The sequence below is a fragment of the Nitrobacter sp. genome (assembly GCF_047149785.1).
In the GTDB taxonomy this organism is placed as follows: Bacteria; Pseudomonadota; Alphaproteobacteria; order Rhizobiales; family Xanthobacteraceae; genus Nitrobacter.
On sequence record NZ_BAAGBE010000001.1, the window covers coordinates 721,023 to 741,750 of the forward strand.

Below are 20,728 nucleotides of genomic sequence, written 5' to 3' on the forward strand. Positions count from 1 at the left end.
TCGCTCCGTCTCGCGAGGGTTCGCCAATGTCCGATCACCCGACCCTGGCTTCGCTCGCCGCCGATCTCGCGGCGGGGCGCACCACGGCACGCAGGCTCGTCGACGACTGCCTTGCGAAAATCGCCGACAAAACGGGCGAGGGGGCGCGTGTGTTCATCCATGTCGATGCGGAGGGCGCGATCGCCGCCGCGGAGGCCATGGACAGACTGCGCACGGCCAATGCCGAGCCGTCGCCGTTCGCCGGCATTCCGGTTTCGATCAAGGACCTGTTCGATATCAAGGGACAGGTGTCGCGCGCCGGCTCCCGCACGCTCGACGACAGGCCACCCGCGGCGAACGATGCGCCGGTCGTGGCGCGCCTGCGCCGCGCCGGGTTCGTGGTGATCGGGCGCACCAACATGACCGAATTCGCCTATTCGGGACTCGGCATCAATCCGCATTACGGCACGCCGAAAAATCCCTGGCGGCGTGACGTCGGCCACGTGCCGGGCGGATCGTCGTCGGGCGCGGCGGTGTCGGTCACGGACGGCATGGCGCATGGTGCGCTCGGCACCGACACCGGCGGCTCGTGCCGGATTCCGGCGGCCTATTGCGGCATCGTGGGCTACAAGCCGACCGCGCGCCGCATACCGCTCGACGGCGGCATTCCGCTGTCGCTCACGCTGGACAGCTACGGGCCGATCGCGCGCTCCGTCGGCTGCTGCGCGGCGATGGACGCAGTGCTGGCGAACGAAGCGGTTGCGCCGGTTGCGCCGCGTCCGGCAAACGGCCTGCGTCTCGCGGTGCCGACCACGGTGATGCTGGACGACCTGGACAGCGCGGTCGCGCGCGCCTTCGAGCGCGCGCTGGACCGGCTGGCCGGCGCTGGCGCCGTGATCGAACGCATGGCCGTTCCCGAATTCGCCGACATCGCATCGCTGAACGTCGGCGGCGGGTTCTCGGCGGCGGAAAGCTGGGCCTGGCACCGCGCGCTGATCGCAAGAAAAGGGCAGCTCTACGATCCCCGCGTCCTCAGTCGCATCCGGCGCGGCGAAAGCCTCAGCGCCGCCGATTATGTCGATCTGCTCGCCTTCCGCCGCGCGATCGTCGCCGGCTTCGAGCGTCGCGTCGCGCCGTATGATGCGCTGATCGCGCCGACAGTGGCGATCACGCCGCCGGTGATCGCCGATCTCGCCGGCGATGCGGCCTACACAAGAGCCAACATGCTCTCGCTGCGCAATTGCGCGCTGATCAATACCGTCGATGGCTGCGCGATCTCGCTGCCCTGTCATCGCGAGGGCGAGGCGCCGGTAGGCCTGATGCTGGCCGCGGCCGGCGGCTCGGACGAGCGGATTTTCGAGATCGCGGCGGGTATCGAGCCGCTTATTCGCGCTTAGAGCATGATCCCGAAAAAGCCTGCCCCTTGATCCGGGTGAGAACGGGTTTCGATGAGATCATGCTCGATCAAAAAATGAGGCAAGAGTCTGATCAACAAGTGTGGATCCCTGAAAACGTTCTGTGCTCATGGTCTTCCTGTTCTGACAAAAGCGTGTGACGCGTTTTGGTGTCGCGCGATCCGGAACCATTGCAAGCGCCGGTGGTTGGAAGAGTTTCCGCATTGGCGCAATGGGGAGGTGCGATGAGGTGCGTGGTGGATCAGCACGGCATTCGACGCATTCTTTGCGTTTTTCCCCGCTACACGTCGTCGTTCGGCACGTTCGAGCACGCCTATCCCCTGACCGCCGGCGTGCAGGCCTTCATGCCGCCGCAGGGACTGCTGCTGATCGCGGCCTATCTGCCCGCTGGCTGGAAAGTCCGTTTCATCGACGAGAATGTTCGCCCGGCCACGGACGAGGATTTCGAATGGGCCGAAGCCGTGCTGGTCAGCGGCATGCACGTCCAGCGCCGGCAGATGAACGATATCTGCCGCCGCGCTCACGCTTTCGATCTGACGGTCGCGCTCGGCGGTCCATCGGTCAGCGCATGCCCCGACTACTATCCCTCGTTCGACTACCTTCACGTCGGTGAACTCGGCGACGCCACGGACGAATTGATCCGGCGCCTGGCGCGTGACCCCTCGCGGCCGGATGCCCAGGTCGTGCTCCAGACCGCCGACCGGCTGGCCATGGACAAGTTTCCGATCCCCGCTTACGAACTGGCCGACATTGAACATTATTTCCTGGGCAGCATCCAGTATTCCAGCGGCTGCCCGTATCAGTGCGAATTCTGCGACATTCCCGGTCTTTACGGACGCAACCCGCGGCTCAAGACGCCTCAGCAGATCACGCGCGAACTCGACAAGCTGCTGGAATGCGGCATCACCGGGTCGGTCTATTTCGTCGACGACAATTTCATCGGCAACCGCAAGGCCGCGCTGGACCTTTTGCCGCATCTGATCGAATGGCAGAAAAAGACCGGTTATGTGCTGCGTTTCTCCTGCGAGGCGACGCTGAATATCGCCAAGCGCCCGGAGATCCTGTCGCAAATGCGCGAAGCGTTCTTCGCGACCATCTTCTGCGGAATCGAGACGCCGGATCCGGTGGCGCTGAAAGCGATGCACAAGGATCACAACATGATGGTTCCCATCATGGAAGCGATCAGGACTCTCAACGATTACGGCATGGAGGTGGTGTCCGGGATCATCCTCGGGCTCGACACCGACAAACCCGAGACCGGACAGCACCTGCTCGATTTCATCGACCGGTCGCAGATTCCGCTGCTGACGATCAATCTTCTGCAGGCGCTGCCGAAGACGCCGCTGTGGGATCGTCTCGCGCGCGAGAATCGGCTGATCGAGGATGAGAGCCGCGATTCCAACGTCGATTTCCGCCTGCCCTACGACCACGTCGTGGGAACGTGGCGCGACTGCATGGGCCGCGCCTATCAACCCGAGAAAGTTCTGGAACGCTATGAGCACCAGATCCGAAAAACCTATCCGAAGCGGGTCCAACCGCGGACGCGCCAACAGAGGTCATGGCGCAATATCAAGCTCGGCCTGACCATGCTGCGCAACATCTTCTGGAAGGTCGGCGTGCGCGGCGACTACAAGCGTGTATTCTGGAAGTTCGCGCTGCGCCGGCTGGCGCGTGGCGAGATCGAGTATCTCATCGGCTCGGTTCTGGTCGCCCATCACCTCATCGTGTTTGCGCGGTCCGCCTCGCGCGGCAAAACCAACGCCTCCTATTATTCGCTGAAGTTGCAGGAAGCCTCTGTTCCCGCGGAATAGACGGGGATCACGGAGGGCCGGCCCGGATAGGCACGCCCGGCGGGAGGACCAATACGGCGGCTGCCGTTGCTTGTAGTCCACCCGGGAAACCGCTAAACCTTGCGCCGAAATTTATGCGTGCGGTCAATGGTTAAAGCGAGTAGCCCGCCGGATTTCGGGTCCGCTCCAAATGTCAAATTCACTAGACCATGATGTCACGATGGGGACAGCGCATGCTTGAGCGGAATCCGGATGCTGCCGGTCTGGTCGCCCCGACCGGCCGGTCGCGCAGCATCGCCTTCGGACTTGAGCGGATCGGCCTGATTGCGGTCCGCGCGCCGATCCTGTCCTGCATCATTCTGCTCGCCTTGGTCGTCGGCGCGGTGTTCGGAATACATCGCATCAAGATCGACGATTCGCTCAGCCAGTTGTTCCGCTCCGACACCAAGGAGTATCATCAGTACGAGGAAGTGACCAAGCGCTTCCCGTCGACCGAGTTCGACGTGCTGGTCGTGGTCGAGGGCAAGACGCTGCTCAAGCGCGACAACCTTGAAAAGCTGCGCGATATGGTCACCGACCTGCAACTGGTCGATGGCGTGCGCGGTCTGATCTCGTTGTTCTCGGCGCGTCAGGCGCCCGAACCCGGCAAGCTGCCGGCGGCGCTGTTTCCGCCCGAACTGCCCAAAGGCGCCGACTACGACAAATTCATCGAGACCGTAAAATCCAACGAGATCATTCGCGGCAAGCTGTTGTCCGACGACGGCACGCTCGCTCTGGTCGTGCTGTCGCTGCAGCCGTCGATCGTCGAAAGCAGCGGGTTGAGCACCACCGTTGGCCAGATCCGCAAGGTCATGAACGACGATCTTGCCGGCACCGGACTCACCAGGGAGCTTTCCGGCGTACCGGTGATGCAGCTCGAAATCCGCAACGCGGTGGAACGTGACGGGATCATCTACAACGTTGCCGGAATCTTGGCCGGCTGTCTGATCGCGATCGTGTTCTTCCGCAAGGTATCCTTCATGATCGTCGCGGCCTTTCCGCCGCTGCTTGCGATTCTGCTGGCGCTGGGGGTGCTGGGCTGGGCCAATTTCAGCCTCAACATGTTCCTCAACGTGATGACGCCGCTCATCATGGTCATCAGTTTCTCCGACTCGATGCAGTTGACGTTCGCGGCGCGGGACCGCCTGATCGCCGGCGAGGACAAATATTCCGCGTTCCGCAACGCGGTCCTCGTGGTCGGTCCGGCCTGCGTGCTGACCCATGCGACCGCGGGAATTTCCTTTATCGCCTTGCAGTTCTCGAACTCGGATCTGATCCGCAGTTTCGGCGAGGCCGGCTTGCTGGCGACGATCATCGCGCTGCTCGCGGTGCTGTTGCTGGTGCCGGTGTTCGGCGTTCTTCTGGTGCGCAACGAGCAGCGTTTCGCTGAAAAATTCAAGACGGCGGATGCGGGCGTGCAGGCGTTGCGGCGCTTCTGCGCCTGGGTCGCGGTGCGGATGGTGGGGCGTCCCGGCTTTTTCAGCCTGCTCGCGCTGGTCGTGGTCGGCGGTTTGTCCGTGGTCTACGCCAACCTCGAACCGCGTTACCGGCTTGCCGATCAGGTCCCCGACAAGCAGCAGGCCGTGGCGGCGAGCGGCCGCCTCGACGCGAAACTCACCGGTGCCAACCCGATCGACGTCCTGATCGAATTCCCCAAGGGAGAGACGCTGTATTCGCCGCAGACGCTTGCCACCATCGCCGAGGTTCACAAGCTGGTCGAGGAGCAGGCCGGCGTCGGCAACGTCTGGTCGCTCGAAACCCTGCGCCGCTGGCTCGCCGAAAAAGCGCACACCGACGACGTGGCGACGCTCAAGGAGTATGTCAACGTCCTTCCCAAGCATCTGGTGCGCCGCTTTATCTCCGAAGATCAGAGGGCGGTGGTGGTGTCGGGCCGCGTGCCCGACCGCGATTCGAGCCAGATTCTGCCGGTGGTGGAGAAGCTCGACCACGCCATGGACGCGGTCCGGAAGGCGCATCCCGGTTATGAAATCGCGGTCACCGGCCTGTCGGCCATCGCCGCGCGCAACAGCGCCAGCATGATCGAGAAGCTCAATCACGGTCTGACGATCGAGTTCGCGCTGGTCGCGGTGTTCATCGGGCTCGCGTTCCGATCGGTGGTCGTGATGTTCGCCTGCATCCTGCCGGGGATTTTCCCGGTCGTGCTGTCCGGCACGGTGCTGTGGGCGCTCGGGGAGGGGCTGCAGTTTGCAAGCGTGGTCGCGCTCACGGTCTCGTTCGGCCTCGGGCTCAGTGCGACCATCCACTTCCTCAACCGCCTGCGATCCGAGAGCAAGCCCGGCGTCAGTGCGGGGGAGGCGGTCGAGCGCGCGACCGTGCTGATGGGCCCGGCGCTGATTCTCACCACCGTGGTGTTGGCCTGCGGGCTGGTGGTGACGGTGTTCTCGGATCTGCCGTCGCTGCGGTTGTTCGGCTGGCTCAGCGCCTTCGCCATGGTCGCAGCCCTGGTCGCGGACTTCCTGATCCTGCGGCCGACGGCGATGTGGCTGATCACCTTTGCCGAGCGGTTACGCCGGGGCGGCGGCCACGCGAATCCGGCGAAATAAGCAGCCCCGCCGCGGTACGGCTGCCGCAGAAGCGGAATGCGGGCGGAAAACCGCTCTCGTGGCGTCAGCTACGCGCCATGGTGATGGAAACGTTCCTGATTTCGCCCTTCGAGGTGATCCAGACCGATTGCCGGTTGCCACGGGTGCGCAGCGTCAGGTTGGCGGCAAAGCCCGCAGCTTCGACGAACACTTCAATCTCGCCGCCGCCCGCGCGCCCATGCACGGAGCCGAAGAGATTGCGGCTGGCTTCGCTCCAGTTTCCGGTAATTTGGGTGCCTTCGCTGACGATATCGCTCGAGAGATCGAACTTGTAGCTGTCGCTGGCGCAACGCAGGCTCTGTTTCAGCGCCGAGCCTGTTACGTTCACCCTGTAGGATGCCCTGCAGCGAATATTTTCTTTCGATCCGTCAGATAGCGTCACCGTGCCTTTGCCCGACCAGTTTCCCGCGAATCCGGCAAACGGAGAGGTCTGGGCGAAACTCGCGGACGCAGACAGCGAGAGGCCGGCGACAACGCCGGCTGCGATTATCGAATTCCGAATCAACCCCGAGGCTAACGATTTCATATCCGGTTTCCATTTAAAGATGCTTAGGCAATGACTCTCGGGCTGCATCAAGCTCTTAGTGTTGCCGCGACGCGCCAGGTTCAAGGCCGATAGCATAGCTAATGTTCCGCCGGGTAGCTGCATTGAAGAGCTGACGCGCGATATTCGCAGATATGAATCCTGACCAGAACAGGCGAGGAGCGCACCTTGCGGGCAGGTCGCCGCGGCGAATTTGCCAGGCAAACAGGCGTCGATCTCTTGCTTGTACTTTAGTCGATATATTTCAGCATGTTAGATATATTTATCGGAAAAGCTGTGGGGCGGGGCTTCGGTAATGCGTCGCCATCGCAAATTTAGCCGCATTTCACAGTGCTTTTGACATTCGCGGATGGGCTGGAGGGCATGGCCACGTCGCGTGTGGTCAGCGCGTGCCAGCAGATGAGGATCGGTGTGCGCTCTTGCGATCTCTTCCGGTATGGGTATCGGTACGGCTTGCGATGTCATCGCTCTCCGCCGTTTTGAAAGATGCGCCCGCGCTTGTCCAAGGATCGAGTTTTCTGCCGTTGTAGTGAAGGAATATGATGTCTAAAATTTTTCTGTCGTTCGCGCTGCTTTTGACGTTCGGTTCGACCATAACGATCGCGCAGGCCCAGGGGCAATCGCACAGCGGGACTGAAGCGGAACAGCGCGCCTGCGCACGGGATGTCAGTCGTTTCTGCCGCAAGGTGATGGATCAGGGCGATTTCACGATCCTGGCCTGTCTCCAGCAGAACCGCCCGAAACTGACGAAGGCGTGCAACCAGGTTCTGCTGAACCACGGTCAGTAAAGCTCTGCCGGACAGGCAAATTCTTATCGGATCGCCGGCAGCTTGTCGCAGCGGCGGGTCGGTGTGGCTAAAATGTGAAAGATAGCATTGGTTTAGCTTGGAGTTTCCCCTATATGGGGTGCGCGAGCAATCCCGTCTGCCGGTATTTGAAAACTGGCGGGAGACCCAATTGCGATCCAGATCAGGGTAGCCGGTCCCGATGCCCACCGCGAATCAGTTGCGATCCGGAAAGACCCACCGCGACGAGAATTTTCCGGTCGCGTCGTGGATCATTCACCCGCGTCACCGGGCGTTGATTCTCGCGTTCTACAATTTCGTCCGGACCGCCGACGACATCGCCGATCACGCCGAACTCGGCGACAAGGACAAGCTCGCCTGGCTCGATCTGTTCGAGAGCGAACTCCTGGGGCAGGGGGATAGCCAGCCGGAAGCCGTCAATCTTCGGAATGCGCTGGCGCAGCGCTCGATGCCGCCGCGCCACGCCATCGACGTGCTGAAGGCGTTCCGGATGGACGTCACCAAGCTGCGCTATGAGACCTGGGACGACGTGATCGACTATTGCCGCTATTCGGCGATGCCGGTCGGACGGTTCATGCTCGACGTCCACGGCGAGAGCACATCGACCTGGGCCGCGTCCGATGCGCTGTGCGCCGGGCTGCAGATCAACAACCATCTTCAGGATTGCGCCAAGGACTACCGGAATCTCAACCGCGTCTATCTGCCGCGCGATGCGCTCGCCGCGTCCGGCGCGTCGGTCGAGATGCTCGGTGGCGACAAGGCGACGCCTGCGCTGCTGCAATGCCTGCACGCCCTGGCGGCGCGAACCGAAGCGCTGCTCAACGAGGGCCGGTCGCTCGCGGCGGAGATCAGGGACATCCGGCTCGGGCTTGAAGTCGGCGTGATCCAGATGTTCGCCGACCGAATCGTCGCGCTGTTGAAGGTGCGCGACCCCTTGCGCGACACGGTTCATCTGAAGCCGCTGCAACTGCTCGGCTACAGCGTCGCCGGCATCACCGCGGAGATGCTTCGGCGCTCGGTGCGCCGCCGGCCGATGTCGACCCCGGCGGCGGGTGCATGACGATCGAAACCACAGCCGACGCGAGTTCGGGAGCGACTGCGTCCGGCAGTTCGTTTTACGCGGCGATGCGCATCCTGCCGCGCGCGCAACGCGAGGCGATGTTCCAGATCTACACGTTCTGCCGCCATGTCGACGACATCGCCGATTCCGATAGCCCGCGGCCGGAACGGCAGGCCGCGCTCCAGCAATGGCGCGAGGATATCGACGCGCTCTACCAGGGGGGCGCGCCGGAACGGTTGCGCGATTACGCCGCCTCCGTTCGCGACTTCGGTCTGCGCCGCGAGGATTTTCTCGCCATCATCGACGGCATGGAAATGGACGTGGTGGCGGATATCCGCGCGCCCGACGAGGCCACGCTCGATCTGTATTGCGATCGTGTCGCCAGTGCTGTCGGGAGGCTGTCGGTCCGGGTGTTCGGATTGGCCGAGCAGGACGGCATCCTGCTCTCGCATCATCTCGGCCGCGCGCTGCAATTGACCAATATTCTGCGCGATGTCGACGAGGATGCGGCGCTCGGACGACTGTATCTGCCGCGCGAGGGCTTGCTCCGCGCCGGCATCGGCAGTTCCGATCCGGCCGCCGTGATTTCGGATCCGGCACTGCCGCAGGTCTGTGCGCCGCTGGCGGCGCGGGCGGAGGCGCATTTCGTCGAAGCGGACGAGATCATGAATCGCAACCCGCGCCGGGCGGTGCGCGCGCCCCGCATCATGTCGAGATATTATCACGCCATTCTGGTCCTGCTGGAGCATCGCGGTTTTCAGCGTCCGCGCTCTCCCGTTCACCTGAGCCAGGCGGCGAAGATCGCCATCGTTCTCCGGTACGCGTTGATCTGATGCAAAGGACCGTTCACATCGTTGGCGCCGGCATTTCCGGTCTTTCCGCAGCCGTGCGTCTTGCCGAGGCCGGTTGCGTGGTTCGCGTACACGAGGCGGCGCAGCAGGTCGGCGGGCGTTGCCGCTCCTATTTCGACGGCGCGACCAATCTCACGATCGACAACGGCAACCATCTGGTGCTGTCCGGCAATCAGGGCGTGCTGGCCTATGCGCGCAGGATCGGCACTGAAGCCGGCTTGCAGGGGCCGCCGAAGGCTGAATTCGAGTTTATCGATCTTGGCGTCAATAAGCGCTGGAAATTGCAGATCAACGACGGGCGCATTCCGTTCTGGGTGTTCGACGCCAACTGCCGGGTGCCCGACACCTCGCCCGCCGACTACTTCGCGCTTGCGCCACTGATCTGGGCCAATGCCCGCACGCGGGTCGGCGACGTCATCAAGTGCGACGGCGTGCTTTACAGGCGGCTGGTGTTGCCGCTCCTGCTTGCGGCGCTCAACATAGACCCTCCCGATGGCGCGGGGGGTCTCGCCGGCGCGATCATTCGCGAAACCTTGCTGGCGGGCGGGCAGGCGTGCCGTCCGCTGATCGCGCGCGACGGGCTGAGCCGGGTGCTGATCGAGCCGGCGGTGGATTACATCCGCGCCAAAGGCGGCAGCGTCGACGTCGGCCATGAAGTGCGGCGGTTCACCATGGCGAACGGTCAGGTCACCGCACTCGCGCTCGGCGATCAGACCATCTCGCTCGCCCCCAATGATGCGGTCGTGGTGGCGGTGCCGCCGCGGTCCGCGGCCGCGCTGCTGCCTGGCGTGAGCGTGCCGACGAAATTCCGCGCCATTGTCAACGCGCACTTCCGCTTCGTTCCGCCGCCGCACCTTCCGCCGATGACCGGGGTGGTGAATGGCCTGATCGAATGGCTGTTCGCGTTTCCGGACCGCCTCTCGATCACGATCAGCGGCGGCGACCGGCTGGTGGACATGCCGCGCGAGGATCTGGCGCGGGCGATCTGGAAGGACATCTGCGCGGTCGCCGGCATCGACGCCGAAATGCCGGCCTGGCAGATCGTGCGCGAGCGCCGCGCCACGTTCGAGGCCTCGCCCGAGCAGAATGCCCTGCGTCCGGGAACGCGGACGGAGTGGAAAAACCTGTTTCTTGCCGGTGATTGGACTGATACGGGGTTGCCCGCCACCATCGAGGGGTCGGTCCGTTCCGGAAACCGCGCCGCCGATCACGTTCTGAAAAACCATGGACTCTGAGACATCAGCCGCCATGAACTCCGTGAATGCCACAGCCGCACCGATCGACGATGCCGCACTCGGGAGCAGCATCGGCGCCGCCACGCGCGGTCTCCTCGATCTCAGGCAGGCGGACGGTCATTTCGTCTTCGAGCTTGAGGCCGACGCGACCATCCCGTCCGAATATGTCCTGCTGCGGCACTATCTCGGCGAGCCGGTCGATGCGGCGCTGGAGGCCAGGATCGCGGTCTACATCCGCCGCATCCAGGGCAAGCACGGCGGCTGGCCGCTGGTGCATGATGGTCCGTTCGACATGAGCGCCAGCGTGAAAGCCTACTTCGCGCTGAAGATGATCGGCGATTCCGTCGATGCGCCGCACATGGCGCGGGCGAGGGAAGCAATCCTGTCACGTGGCGGGGCGGCCAACGTGAACGTCTTCACGCGCTTCCTGTTGTCGTTGTTCGGCGTGCTGACATGGCGCAGCGTTCCCGTGCTGCCGGTCGAGATCATGCTGCTGCCGATGTGGTCGCCGTTCCACCTCAACAAGATTTCCTATTGGGCGCGCACCACCATGGTGCCGCTGATGGTGCTGGCGGCGCTGAAGCCGCGCGCGCGCAATCCGCGCGGCGTCGGTATCCGCGAACTGTTCCTTCAGGATCCGGCCACGGTCGGAACGCCGAAAAGGGCTCCGCATCAGAGCCCGGCCTGGTTTGCGTTGTTCAGCGGAATCGACCGGATCTTGCGCGCGATCGAGCCGCTGTTTCCCAAACGGTTGCGTTCGCGCGCGATGAAAAAGGCGATTGCGTTCGTCGAGGAGCGCCTCAACGGCGAGGACGGTCTCGGCGCGATCTTTCCGCCGATGGTCAATACGGTGATGATGTACGATGCGTTGGGGTTTCCGCCCGAGCATCCGCCGCGTGCGGTAACGCGGCGCGGCATCGACAAGCTTCTGGTGATCGGCGAGGAGGAAGCCTACTGCCAGCCCTGCGTATCGCCGATCTGGGATACAGCGCTTGCCGCTCACGCGCTGCTCGAATCCGGCGGGCCGGACTCGCTGGCCAGCGCCGGCAAGGGCCTCGACTGGCTGCTTCCGAAGCAGGAACTCAACCTCAAGGGCGACTGGGCCGTGAAGCGTCCGGACGTTCGGCCTGGCGGCTGGGCGTTCCAATACGCCAATGCCCATTATCCCGATCTCGACGACACGGCGGTCGTGGTCATGGCGATGGACCGGGCGCGCCGCAACGACCAGAGCGACAAATACGACGAGGCGATCGCGCGCGGCCGCGAGTGGATCGAGGGCATGCAGAGCCGGGACGGCGGCTTCGCGGCGTTCGATGCCGACAACCTCGAATACTATCTCAACAACATCCCGTTCTCCGACCATGCGGCGCTGCTCGATCCGCCCACCGAGGATGTCACCGCGCGATGCGTCTCGATGCTGGCGCAGCTTGGCGAGACCGTTCAGGGCAGCCCGGCCATGGCGGCCGGCGTCGACTATCTGCGCCGGACCCAGCTCAAGGAGGGATCCTGGTACGGCCGCTGGGGCCTGAACTACATCTACGGAACCTGGTCGGTGCTCTGTGCGCTCAATGCCGCCGGGGTCGCTCGTCAGGACCCCGCGATTCGCAAGGCGGTGGACTGGCTGGTATCGATCCAGAACGCCGATGGCGGCTGGGGCGAGGACGCCGTCAGCTATCGGCTCGACTACAAGGGATTCGAGGGCGCGCCGAGCACGGCTTCGCAAACGGCATGGGCCTTGCTTGCCCTGATGGCGGCGGGAGAGGTCGAAAATCTGGCTGTGGCGAGGGGAATCAAGTACCTGATAGACACACAGACTAAAAAAGGACTGTGGGACGAGCAGCGTTACACGGCTACGGGGTTCCCACGGGTGTTTTATCTGCGGTACCATGGATATTCCAAGTTCTTCCCGCTCTGGGCGCTGGCGCGGTATCGGAATTTAAGAAGCACCAACAGCAAGGTGGTAGGGGTCGGGATGTGAATTCGGGGGCGGCGATTGACGTGTCCGTGGGCGATGCCTTTGACCCGCGGCCGGTATTGATTGTGACCGGTCTGGTTCAGGAAGCCCGCATCGCCGCGGGCCCTGGCATGACTGTCATTTGCAGCAGCAGCAATCCCCGGCAGTTGCGCACGCTTCTGGCGGGCTTCGATTCGTCTACGGTTCGGGGCGTCATCAGTTTCGGTGTCGCCGGCGGGCTCGATCCATCCCTGGAGTCGGGAGACGTCGTGGTCGCCACCGACGTCGTGGATGGTGTATCGCGCTGGCAGGCGGGCCTCGCGCTCAGCGAGGAGCTGATCGATGGCTCCGGTCTCGGCGGTCAGAAAGTGGTCCGCGCCGGGCTTGCAGGCGTCGAGCAGGTCGTGGTGGGTCAGGCCGGCAAGGCGGCGCTCCATGCCGCGACCGGCGCCTCGGCCGTCGATATGGAAAGCCACATTGCGGCCGCCTATGCCACGAAAGCGGGTCTTCCCTTCGCCGCCTTGCGCGTGATCAGCGACCCCGCGACGCGCGCGCTGCCGGCGATTGCCCGCAGCGCCATCAAGCCGAACGGCAACATCGACCTGAAGAAGGTGCTCGGCGGCCTTGCGCGAAATCCGCTGACCCTGCGCGCGCTGGTGTCCACCGGAATCGACTTCAATCGCGCGCTGCGCTCGCTGCGCGGCTGCCGCGGCTTCCTGCTGGGCGGGGGTAGTCTCGTCCCGGCGGACATCTGAATCGTCCGGCTACAGCGTTTTCGAGCGAAGTGGGACCGGTTCGCGTGAAGAAAACGTGTCAAGTCAAAATCATAGAGCCCCGCTTCTGATTCAATCAGAAGCGGGGCTCTATGATTCCGCATTTTCGCTTCTGAAAACGACGAGGGCGCCGGAGAGATCTCCGGCGCCCCTGTTGTATCAGATACGTGTGGTGTCGGCCGCGCTCAGGCCGCGGTTGAAGCCTTCTGCTCCTTGGCGGCTTGCTTGGCGGCGGCTGCCGCGGTCTCGTCCTTGCGGATCTCCGACAGCTTCTTCTGCACCTGCTCGGCAAAGATGTACTGCGCCGGGCGCTGCTTGGAGAGGTCGATCTCGGGCGCCATCGGACCCGTGGTCCGGGCGCCGCGCAGAGCCACCCACATCGTCTTGAGCGGATTGTTCAGCGCTGCTGTGGCCGCGGTCGGCTCGTAGCCGCAATGCGCCATGCAGTTGGCGCACTTCTCATACTTGCCGGTGCCGTAGCTGTCCCAGTCGGTGGTCTCCATCAGTTCCTTGAAGGTCTTGGTGTAGCCCTCGCCGAGCAGATAGCAGGGTTTCTGCCAGCCGAAGATGTTGCGCGCGGGCATCCCCCACGGCGTGCAATGGTACTCCTGATTGCCGGCGAGAAAATCAAGGAACAGGCCGGAATGCATGAAGTTCCACCTCTTGCCCTTGCCGAGCGCGAATACGTCGCGGAACAGTTTCTTGGTCTTGGTCCGGTTCAGGAAGTGCTCCTGATCCGGCGCGCGCTCATAGGCGTAGCCTGGCGACATCGAGACGCCGACGCCAAGCTCGGCCGTGAAGTCGAGGAATTTTGCGATCTCTTCGGCTGGATAATTGTCGAAGATCGTGGCGTTGACGTTGACGGTGAAACCGCGCGCCTTCGCCGCCTTGATCGCGGAGACTGCGCGGTCGAACACGCCCTCCTGACACACCGACTTGTCGTGATGCTCGCGCAGGCCGTCGAGATGGACCGAGAAAAACAGATAGGGTGAGGGCTCGAACAGATCGAGCTTCTTCTCCAAGAGCAGCGCGTTGGTGCAGAGCGAGACGAACTTCTTGCGCGCGACAAGTCCGCGCACGATCTCGCCGATTTCCTTGTGGATCAGCGGCTCGCCGCCGGGAATGGCAACCATCGGCGCGCCGCATTCCTCAGCCGCGTCCCAGCATTCCTGGGCGGTCATGCGGCGGTTGAGGATCGCATCGGGATAGTCGATCTTGCCGCATCCGGCGCAGGCGAGATTGCAGCGGAACAATGGTTCGAGCATCAGCACAAGGGGATAGCGCTTGCGGCCCTTCAGCTTCTGCTTGACCAGATATCCGCCGATCTTGAGTTCCTTAAAAAACGGTATTGCCATCACAAGTGTTCTCTATGGGTTGCCAGCTTGAATTTGACGAGGGGTCAGGCTGAGGTCATGAGTTCGGACGGAAGCCGGAACTCGATGTTTTCTTCCCGCCCCGGCAGAACCGAGACGGCGACCGGCCCGATGCGCCTCAGGGCCTCGATGACATCGTCGACAAGAACTTCCGGAGCCGATGCGCCGGCCGTGATGCCCACGGTTCTCGCATCCTTCAGCCACTCCGCATTAAGCTCGCTGCCGTCGGAGATGAGATAACTTGCGACGCCGACTTCGGTGCCGATTTCGCGCAGCCGGTTCGAGTTCGAACTGTTGGTTGCTCCGACGACGAGAATGACATCCACCAGCTTGCTGAGATCTCTTACCGCAGATTGGCGGTTCTGTGTTGCATAGCAGATATCCCGTGTGTCGGGGCCCTGGATGTCGGTAAAACGCTGCTGGAGCGCGGCAATGATGTCCCTGGTGTCGTCGACGCTCAGTGTGGTCTGGGTGATATAGGCGACCGGCGTGTCGGCGGGCAGCGTCAGCGCCGCGACGTCGTCGACATCCTGAACCAGAATGACGGGCCCGGGAACCTGCCCCATGGTTCCCTCGACTTCGGGATGGCCGGCATGGCCGATCAGAATCAGGGTCCGTCCCTTGGACATGTAGCGTTTGCCCTGGTTGTGGACCTTGCTGACGAGCGGGCAGGTGGCGTTGAGCACGGGCAAACCGCGTGCGGCGGCCTCTTCCTCCACGCTCCGTGCAACTCCGTGAGCGCTGAATACGGTGACTGCCTTCGGGGGGACCTCCGACAGGTCTTCGACGAAAATCGCGCCCTTGTTCTTCAGGCTTTCGACGACGTATTTGTTGTGAACGATCTCGTGGCGGACGTAGACCGGCGGGCCGTACTTCTCGAGCGCGCGCTCGACGGTTTCGATCGCGCGGACCACCCCCGCGCAGAATCCGCGCGGCTGCGCCAGCAGAATTTCAATCGGACGAACGTCAGTCAATTTGCACCTTACGCATTATACTTCAACTCCATATAGGTCCGGACGTTTCTTCTTAAAATCACATGTTTTCAGGAAACGTCACAGGTACTTAATCTCAGGGTTGCGATCGCGGGGGAATTCAAGGCCATGACATACACGGCCTTTGCTTCGGACAAAACGCCCTAATCTGCAGACTCCTCGGCTATCGAAAAGTTTATATTGGAACCGACATTCCGGTATTATGATAGGGATCGGCCATATCACATGGCCTCGCCTGTTCGTCGCTTCGTCTTCTGCAACGCCAACTGTATGAAGTCGGTTCAAATGGGCTGTTGAACCAGGAAAACGACGCGTTTTATGCCACTTTTCCATGCCTCTGAAGACAACAGGATACAAAACCGCTAGCAACTCAGCATGTGTCCAGTGGAGTTTGAATTTGACATTCGCTCGCCGAATTTGCTGCTACGAGGGTAGCGAATGTCAAATTCACTCCAATAGATCAGGCGAAGGAATCGGACCGGGATTCCACGCCTTTTGCGTATTGCGGTAGCAGAAAGAAAGAATGTGCTGACAGGTATTGTTGTTTCAATCGTTAAAACTTGCACACGATTTGCCTGGGCTACTGCGTTGGTTGCGATCGTGCTGGCTGCCGGTGCGGTCTTGTATACAGCGAGAAATTTCGAAATCAACACTGATATCAATAAGTTGATCTCGCCCCATCTGGACTGGCGGCAGCGCGATATCGCGTTCGAGAAGGCATTCGACCAGGAGAGGCTGATCCTCGCCGTCGTGGACGCGCCGACCGCCGAGTTCGCCGCCGCCGCCGGCGCCGCGCTGACGGCGAAGCTGGCCACCGACCACAGACATTTCGAGGCCGTTCAGCAACTCGGCGGAGGGCCGTTTTTTGAACGGAACGGCCTGCTTTTCCTGCCGACCGACGAGGTCAGGCAGATCACCCGCCAGTTCAGCGAAGCCGCGCCGCTGGTCGAGATCATGGCCGGCGATCCGAGTTTGCGGGGGCTGACGGGCGCGCTCGAAACGGCGCTGGCGGGTTTGAAGCGGGGGCAATTCTCGCTGGACAGCACGGCGCGGCCGTTCTCGCTGATCGCCGAGAGCGTCGAGGACGTGCTGACCAAGGGGCGCGGCACCTTTTCCTGGCGTCAGCTCGCAAGCGACAAGCCGCTGACCGCTTCCGACCGCCGCTCGCTGATCCAGATCAAGCCGTACCTCGATTTCAACGCGCTCGAGCCCGGCAAGGACGCCACCGACGCGATCCGGAAGGCCGCCGTCGATCTGGATATCGCCGGCAAGTTCGACGCCCGGGTCCGGTTGACCGGGCCGGTTCCGATCGCCAACGAGGAATTCGCCACGGTGCAGGAGGGGGCTATCACCAACGGCATCGGCACGGTGCTGATCGTGCTGGTGATTCTCTGGCTCGCGCTGCGATCGCCGAAAATCATCTTCGCGGTTTTTGTAACACTGTTCATCGGACTGTCGATCACGACGGCGCTCGGCCTCGTGATGGTGACATCCTTCAATCTTCTGTCGATCGCGTTCGCCGTCCTGTTTGTCGGGCTGGGTGTCGACTTCGGCATCCAGTACAGCGTTCGCTACCGCTCCGAACGCTTCAAGACCAACAATCTGGAAGCGGCTCTCTTGATAGCGGCGAAGCGTTCGGCGGTACCCTTGTCGCTAGCGGCGATGGCGACGGCGGCGGGCTTCCTGTCGTTCCTTCCGACGGATTATCAGGGCGTTTCGGAACTCGGCAAGATCGCCGGCGTCGGCATGCTGGTTGCCTTTTTCGCCAGCATCACAGTGCTTCCGGCGTTGCTGCGTCTTCTGAACCCGCCCGGCGAGAAAGAGCCGGTCGGCTACGCGTTTCTGGCGCCGCTTGACCATTTTCTCGAAAAGCATCGGGTGGCGATCATCGTCGGGACGCTCGCGGTCGTGATTCTCGGATCGCCCGCGCTCTATTTCCTGCGGTTCGATTTCAATCCGATCCATTTGAGGAGCGCGAAAGTCGAATCGATCGCGACGTATCTGGATTTGCGGAAAGATCCGGAGACCGGCACGAACGCCATCAACGTGATGGTCAGGTCCGAGCAGGAAGCGAAGCAGGTCGAAGCCCGGCTCGCCAAGTTGCCTGAAGTCGCAAGCACCAGGGGGCTCGACAGCTTTGTTCCCGCGGACCAGCCGGAGAAACTCAAGCTGATCGCGCAAGGCGCCAAGGTTCTCGGTCCCGCGCTCAACCCGGATTCGGTCGACCCGCCGCCGTCCGACCAGGAGAATGTCGACGCGCTGAAGGAAACCGCCGACAGCCTGCGCAAGGCGTCCGGCGGCGGTCAGGGGCCGGGCGCTGCGGCTGCAAAGCGGCTGGCGGACGATCTCACCCGCTTGGCCGATGCGAACCAGGCCACCCGTGAGAAAGCCCAGGCCGTGTTCGTCGAGCCGCTCAAGATGGTGTTCGACCAGATCCGCAGCTCATTGAAGGCCGAGCCTGTCAGCATGAAATCCCTGCCGGCGGATTTCGTGAAGCTCTGGAAGAGCGACGGTGTCATGCGCGTCGAAGCGTTGCCGCGTGGCGATCCGGACGACAACGGGACGCTGCGCAAGTTTGCCAGCGCCGTGCTCGCCGCCGAGCCGACCGCAATCGGAGGGCCGGTATCGATTCTCAAATCCGGCGACACCATCGTGAAGGCTTTCATCGAGGCGGGGCTGTGGGCTCTCATCTCGATCAGCATTCTGCTCTGGCTGGCGCTGCGCCGAATCACCGACGTGCTGCTGACGCTGGTGCCGCTGCTGGTGGCCGGGGCGGTGACACTGGAAATATGTGTCGTGATCGGGCTTCCGCTCAACTTCGCCAATATTGTCGCGCTGCCGTTGTTGCTCGGCGTCGGCGTCGCGTTCAAGATATATTATGTCACCGCGTGGCGTTCCGGCAGGACGAACCTGCTGCAATCGAGCCTGACGCGGGCGATCTTCTTCAGCGCGCTGACCACCGCGACCGCGTTCGGCAGCCTGTGGCTGTCCAGCCATCCGGGCACGGCGAGCATGGGCAAGTTGCTGGCGTTGTCGCTCGTCACCACGCTTGCGGCGGTGCTGCTATTTCAGCCCGCGCTCATGGGCCGCCCCCGCGATGTCGGGAAGTAGGCAGATATCTCCGACCGGATCGTCCGGGTTGGCGGCGGCGGCGGGCGCGGCGGCCGTCTTCTGTCCGGTGGTCTTGTGCGGCGTCTTTGACGGCGAGGTTTTTGCCATGCCCGTTTTCGGCGCAACTTTGGCGCCGCCGCTTGCGGACGTATTGGCAGGATTGTTGGACGGACTGCTGGGAATCGGGCCGGATACGCGGGTCCAGGTCTCGCCGCCGCACAGGAAACCGAGCACGCAGCCCTCGATCTCCAGTTGATCGGGCGACTCAAGCTTGATCGACGAGTCGTAAAGTTTGCCGTTTTTGGCGTTATAGACCTGGCCTTCCCACTCGTCCTTCTCGTCCTTCTTTTTCATGTCAAGAAGGATCGGCATTCCCAGCGTCGGCCGGCTCCTTTTCGAGATGTCCGGATTGTTCTGGTCGACCCCGCCGGGCTTTTTCTCCCAGGCCACGACCCCCCACATCGCGCCGTTGCATTCAGCGACGCGAATGTTGGCGACGCCGTCGGCAACGCGCCAGTCGCCGGTCGGATCGCCCGCGCCGGCCGGTCCGAATCCGGCTGTCACCAAAGCGGCTGCGACAAGAGAGGGAACTGCGAGAATTCTGCAATAATTTAAAATACGCATGGTATGTCCTGGGCGCTGTAACATATATCTTCAAGCCTGTGCTTAAGTAGAACGGCTGGGGATCAGTGACAAAGTCAAATTTTCATCCATGCTTTTCTGTTGACGAAACCGCCATCAAGCGAACTATGTAGCGGATGCTATATCCAAATCTAGACGTTTCCGAGATGTTTGTGGAACGGCAGGCGCAGCGCAGCGCGATGCATGTCCGCCACCTCAATGAACAGCTCGTGCGGGTTCTGAAGACCATCGGCTATGACGTCGGCTTCCAGAGCGGTCACGGTCAATATCTGGTCGATCGCGAGGGGGCCCGTTACCTCGACTTACTCAGCGGATTTGGCGTTTTTGCGATTGGGCGGAACCATCCCGTATTGCGGGATGCCCTGAAAAGCGTCCTCGACAGCGATCTGCCCAATCTCGTGCAGATGGATGTCTCGACGCTGGCCGGCGTTCTGGCCGAGCGGCTGCTCGATCATGTTCCTTATCTTGATAAGGTCTTTTTTGCGAATTCCGGCGCCGAGAGCGTCGAGGCCGCAATCAAGTTCGCGCGCGTCGCCACGGGGCGGACCGGCATCGTTTACTGCGATCACGCCTATCACGGGCTGACTTACGGCGCGCTGTCCTTGACCGATGACAAGAATTTCCGCGGTGGATTCGAGCCTCTGCTTCCGGACTGTACAGTCGTTCCCTTCAACGATCTGGCCGCGCTTGAGCAGGCTCTGTCATCGCGGCGGGTTGCCGCCTTCATCGTCGAGCCGATCCAGGGCAAGGGCGTCAATATCCCGAGCGATGAATTCCTGCCGGGAGCGGCCGCGCTGTGTCGGAAATATGGCACGCTGTTCGTGGCGGATGAAGTTCAGACCGGCATCGGCCGGACCGGACGCTTTCTCGCTGTCGAGCACTGGAACGTCGAACCCGACATGGTGCTGCTGGCCAAGGCCCTGTCCGGCGGCCATGTGCCGGTCGGCGCGGTGCTGACCCGCAAGCACATCTTCGACAAGATCTTCAACCGCATGGATCGCGCCGTGGTGCACGGCTCGACCTTCGCCAAGAACGATCTCGCGATGGCGGCCGGCATCGCGACCCTTGAAGTGCTGAAGGCCGAGAAGCTGATCGAGAACGCGGCCAGGCGCGGCGAGGAACTGCGCCAGGCGTTGGCGCGCATGGTGCCGGGCTACGAGCTTCTCAAGGAGGTGCGCGGCAAGGGGTTGATGATCGGCATCGAGTTCGGCCCGCCGAAATCGCTGCGCCTGCGGGCGTCGTGGAACCTGCTGGAAACCGCCAACAAGGGCCTGTTCTGTCAGCTCATCACGGTGCCGCTGTTCAAGGATCACAAGATCCTCACCCAGGTCTCCGGTCATGGCAGCCATACCATCAAGCTGCTGCCGCCGCTCATCATCAACGACGAAGACTGCAAGTGGATCGAGACCTCGTTCGACAGCGTCATCGCCGCGAGCCATCAGGTCCCCGGCGCGATCTGGTCGCTCGGCAAGACGTTGATGGACAACGCCGTCCGCAAGTCGGCCTGATGCTTGGAGTCTGTTTCAACTGCGTTGAATCAGACTCGTCGCTTAAAACCGGT

The 20,728-nt window shown here is 62.6% G+C and carries 15 protein-coding genes; 11 read left to right on the forward strand and 4 right to left on the reverse strand.

From position 1 onward, the window contains the following. The first annotated feature begins 26 nt into the window (after positions 1 to 26). From ACMDCM_RS03295 to ACMDCM_RS03305, 3 genes are all read left to right on the forward strand, one after another. Positions 27 to 1,376: an amidase gene (locus ACMDCM_RS03295; RefSeq protein ID WP_412772238.1), complete on the forward strand. Its 1,350-nt coding sequence runs from the start codon at positions 27 to 29 to the stop codon at positions 1,374 to 1,376. 242 nt (positions 1,377 to 1,618) lie between these two features. Then, positions 1,619 to 3,205, forward strand: coding sequence for a B12-binding domain-containing radical SAM protein (locus tag ACMDCM_RS03300; RefSeq protein WP_412772239.1), 1,587 nt, complete (start codon positions 1,619 to 1,621; stop codon positions 3,203 to 3,205). Positions 3,206 to 3,417: 212 nt separating this feature from the next. Next, positions 3,418 to 5,787: an efflux RND transporter permease subunit gene (locus ACMDCM_RS03305; RefSeq protein WP_412772240.1), complete on the forward strand. Its 2,370-nt coding sequence runs from the start codon at positions 3,418 to 3,420 to the stop codon at positions 5,785 to 5,787. Between the two features lie 64 nt (positions 5,788 to 5,851). Here the strand turns inward: ACMDCM_RS03305 and ACMDCM_RS03310 are convergent, their stop codons facing one another. Beyond that, on the reverse strand, positions 5,852 to 6,352 hold the full coding sequence (locus ACMDCM_RS03310; protein WP_412774647.1) for a hypothetical protein: 501 nt from the start codon (positions 6,350 to 6,352) through the stop codon (positions 5,852 to 5,854). Between the two features lie 560 nt (positions 6,353 to 6,912). Here ACMDCM_RS03310 and ACMDCM_RS03315 point away from each other — a divergent pair. The 6 genes from ACMDCM_RS03315 to ACMDCM_RS03340 all read left to right on the forward strand — a co-directional run bounded on the left by ACMDCM_RS03315 (position 6,913) and on the right by ACMDCM_RS03340 (position 13,031). After that, positions 6,913 to 7,158 (forward strand): hypothetical protein, encoded by a 246-nt coding sequence (locus ACMDCM_RS03315; RefSeq protein ID WP_412772241.1) that lies wholly within the window; start codon positions 6,913 to 6,915, stop codon positions 7,156 to 7,158. A gap of 199 nt (positions 7,159 to 7,357) precedes the next feature. Further along, positions 7,358 to 8,236: a squalene synthase HpnC gene (gene hpnC / locus ACMDCM_RS03320; RefSeq protein ID WP_412772242.1), complete on the forward strand. Its 879-nt coding sequence runs from the start codon at positions 7,358 to 7,360 to the stop codon at positions 8,234 to 8,236. Then, on the forward strand, positions 8,233 to 9,069 hold the full coding sequence (hpnD, locus tag ACMDCM_RS03325; RefSeq protein WP_412772243.1) for a presqualene diphosphate synthase HpnD: 837 nt from the start codon (positions 8,233 to 8,235) through the stop codon (positions 9,067 to 9,069). The genes hpnC and hpnD overlap by 4 nt, the downstream gene beginning before the upstream one ends. Next, complete coding sequence (gene hpnE / locus ACMDCM_RS03330) at positions 9,069 to 10,322, forward strand: hydroxysqualene dehydroxylase HpnE (RefSeq protein WP_412772244.1); 1,254 nt, start codon at positions 9,069 to 9,071, stop codon at positions 10,320 to 10,322. Before hpnD ends, hpnE begins: the two co-directional genes overlap by 1 nt. Before the next feature lie 13 nt (positions 10,323 to 10,335). Then, positions 10,336 to 12,300 carry a squalene--hopene cyclase gene (shc, locus tag ACMDCM_RS03335; protein WP_412772245.1) on the forward strand — a complete coding sequence of 655 codons (1,965 nt, stop codon included), beginning with the start codon at positions 10,336 to 10,338 and terminating at the stop codon, positions 12,298 to 12,300. Between the two features lie 20 nt (positions 12,301 to 12,320). Then, positions 12,321 to 13,031, forward strand: coding sequence for a phosphorylase (locus ACMDCM_RS03340; RefSeq protein ID WP_412772246.1), 711 nt, complete (start codon positions 12,321 to 12,323; stop codon positions 13,029 to 13,031). 203 nt (positions 13,032 to 13,234) lie between these two features. Here the strand turns inward: ACMDCM_RS03340 and hpnH are convergent, their stop codons facing one another. Next, positions 13,235 to 14,404: an adenosyl-hopene transferase HpnH gene (hpnH, locus tag ACMDCM_RS03345; protein ID WP_412772247.1), complete on the reverse strand. Its 1,170-nt coding sequence runs from the start codon at positions 14,402 to 14,404 to the stop codon at positions 13,235 to 13,237. A gap of 44 nt (positions 14,405 to 14,448) precedes the next feature. Next, positions 14,449 to 15,378 (reverse strand): 4-hydroxy-3-methylbut-2-enyl diphosphate reductase, encoded by a 930-nt coding sequence (gene ispH, locus ACMDCM_RS03350; RefSeq protein WP_412774648.1) that lies wholly within the window; start codon positions 15,376 to 15,378, stop codon positions 14,449 to 14,451. A gap of 561 nt (positions 15,379 to 15,939) precedes the next feature. Here ispH and hpnN point away from each other — a divergent pair. After that, the gene (gene hpnN / locus ACMDCM_RS03355) at positions 15,940 to 18,525 is read left to right on the forward strand and encodes a hopanoid transporter HpnN (protein WP_412772248.1); all 2,586 of its coding nucleotides are present in this window, start codon (positions 15,940 to 15,942) and stop codon (positions 18,523 to 18,525) included. Here the strand turns inward: hpnN and ACMDCM_RS03360 are convergent. After that, complete coding sequence (locus tag ACMDCM_RS03360) at positions 18,478 to 19,149, reverse strand: DUF2147 domain-containing protein (protein WP_412772249.1); 672 nt, start codon at positions 19,147 to 19,149, stop codon at positions 18,478 to 18,480. The genes hpnN and ACMDCM_RS03360 overlap by 48 nt on opposite strands. A 134-nt stretch (positions 19,150 to 19,283) precedes the next feature. Between ACMDCM_RS03360 and hpnO the strand changes: the two genes are divergently transcribed. Then, on the forward strand, positions 19,284 to 20,675 hold the full coding sequence (hpnO, locus tag ACMDCM_RS03365; protein WP_412772250.1) for an aminobacteriohopanetriol synthase HpnO: 1,392 nt from the start codon (positions 19,284 to 19,286) through the stop codon (positions 20,673 to 20,675). Positions 20,676 to 20,728 lie beyond the last annotated feature (53 nt).

What these genes read in the sequence shown, in the direction of transcription:
- ACMDCM_RS03295 (WP_412772238.1), top strand. Translation starts at nt 27, where the DNA reads ATGTCCGATCACCCGACCCTGGCTTCGCTCGCCGCCGATCTCGCGGCG.
- ACMDCM_RS03300 (WP_412772239.1), top strand. Translation starts at nt 1,619, where the DNA reads ATGAGGTGCGTGGTGGATCAGCACGGCATTCGACGCATTCTTTGCGTT.
- ACMDCM_RS03305 (WP_412772240.1), top strand. Translation starts at nt 3,418, where the DNA reads ATGCTTGAGCGGAATCCGGATGCTGCCGGTCTGGTCGCCCCGACCGGC.
- ACMDCM_RS03310 (WP_412774647.1), bottom strand. Translation starts at nt 6,352, where the DNA reads ATGAAATCGTTAGCCTCGGGGTTGATTCGGAATTCGATAATCGCAGCC.
- ACMDCM_RS03315 (WP_412772241.1), top strand. Translation starts at nt 6,913, where the DNA reads ATGTCTAAAATTTTTCTGTCGTTCGCGCTGCTTTTGACGTTCGGTTCG.
- hpnC (WP_412772242.1), top strand. Translation starts at nt 7,358, where the DNA reads ATGCCCACCGCGAATCAGTTGCGATCCGGAAAGACCCACCGCGACGAG.
- hpnD (WP_412772243.1), top strand. Translation starts at nt 8,233, where the DNA reads ATGACGATCGAAACCACAGCCGACGCGAGTTCGGGAGCGACTGCGTCC.
- hpnE (WP_412772244.1), top strand. Translation starts at nt 9,069, where the DNA reads ATGCAAAGGACCGTTCACATCGTTGGCGCCGGCATTTCCGGTCTTTCC.
- shc (WP_412772245.1), top strand. Translation starts at nt 10,336, where the DNA reads ATGAACTCCGTGAATGCCACAGCCGCACCGATCGACGATGCCGCACTC.
- hpnH (WP_412772247.1), bottom strand. Translation starts at nt 14,404, where the DNA reads ATGGCAATACCGTTTTTTAAGGAACTCAAGATCGGCGGATATCTGGTC.
- ACMDCM_RS03360 (WP_412772249.1), bottom strand. Translation starts at nt 19,149, where the DNA reads ATGCGTATTTTAAATTATTGCAGAATTCTCGCAGTTCCCTCTCTTGTC.
- hpnO (WP_412772250.1), top strand. Translation starts at nt 19,284, where the DNA reads ATGCTATATCCAAATCTAGACGTTTCCGAGATGTTTGTGGAACGGCAG.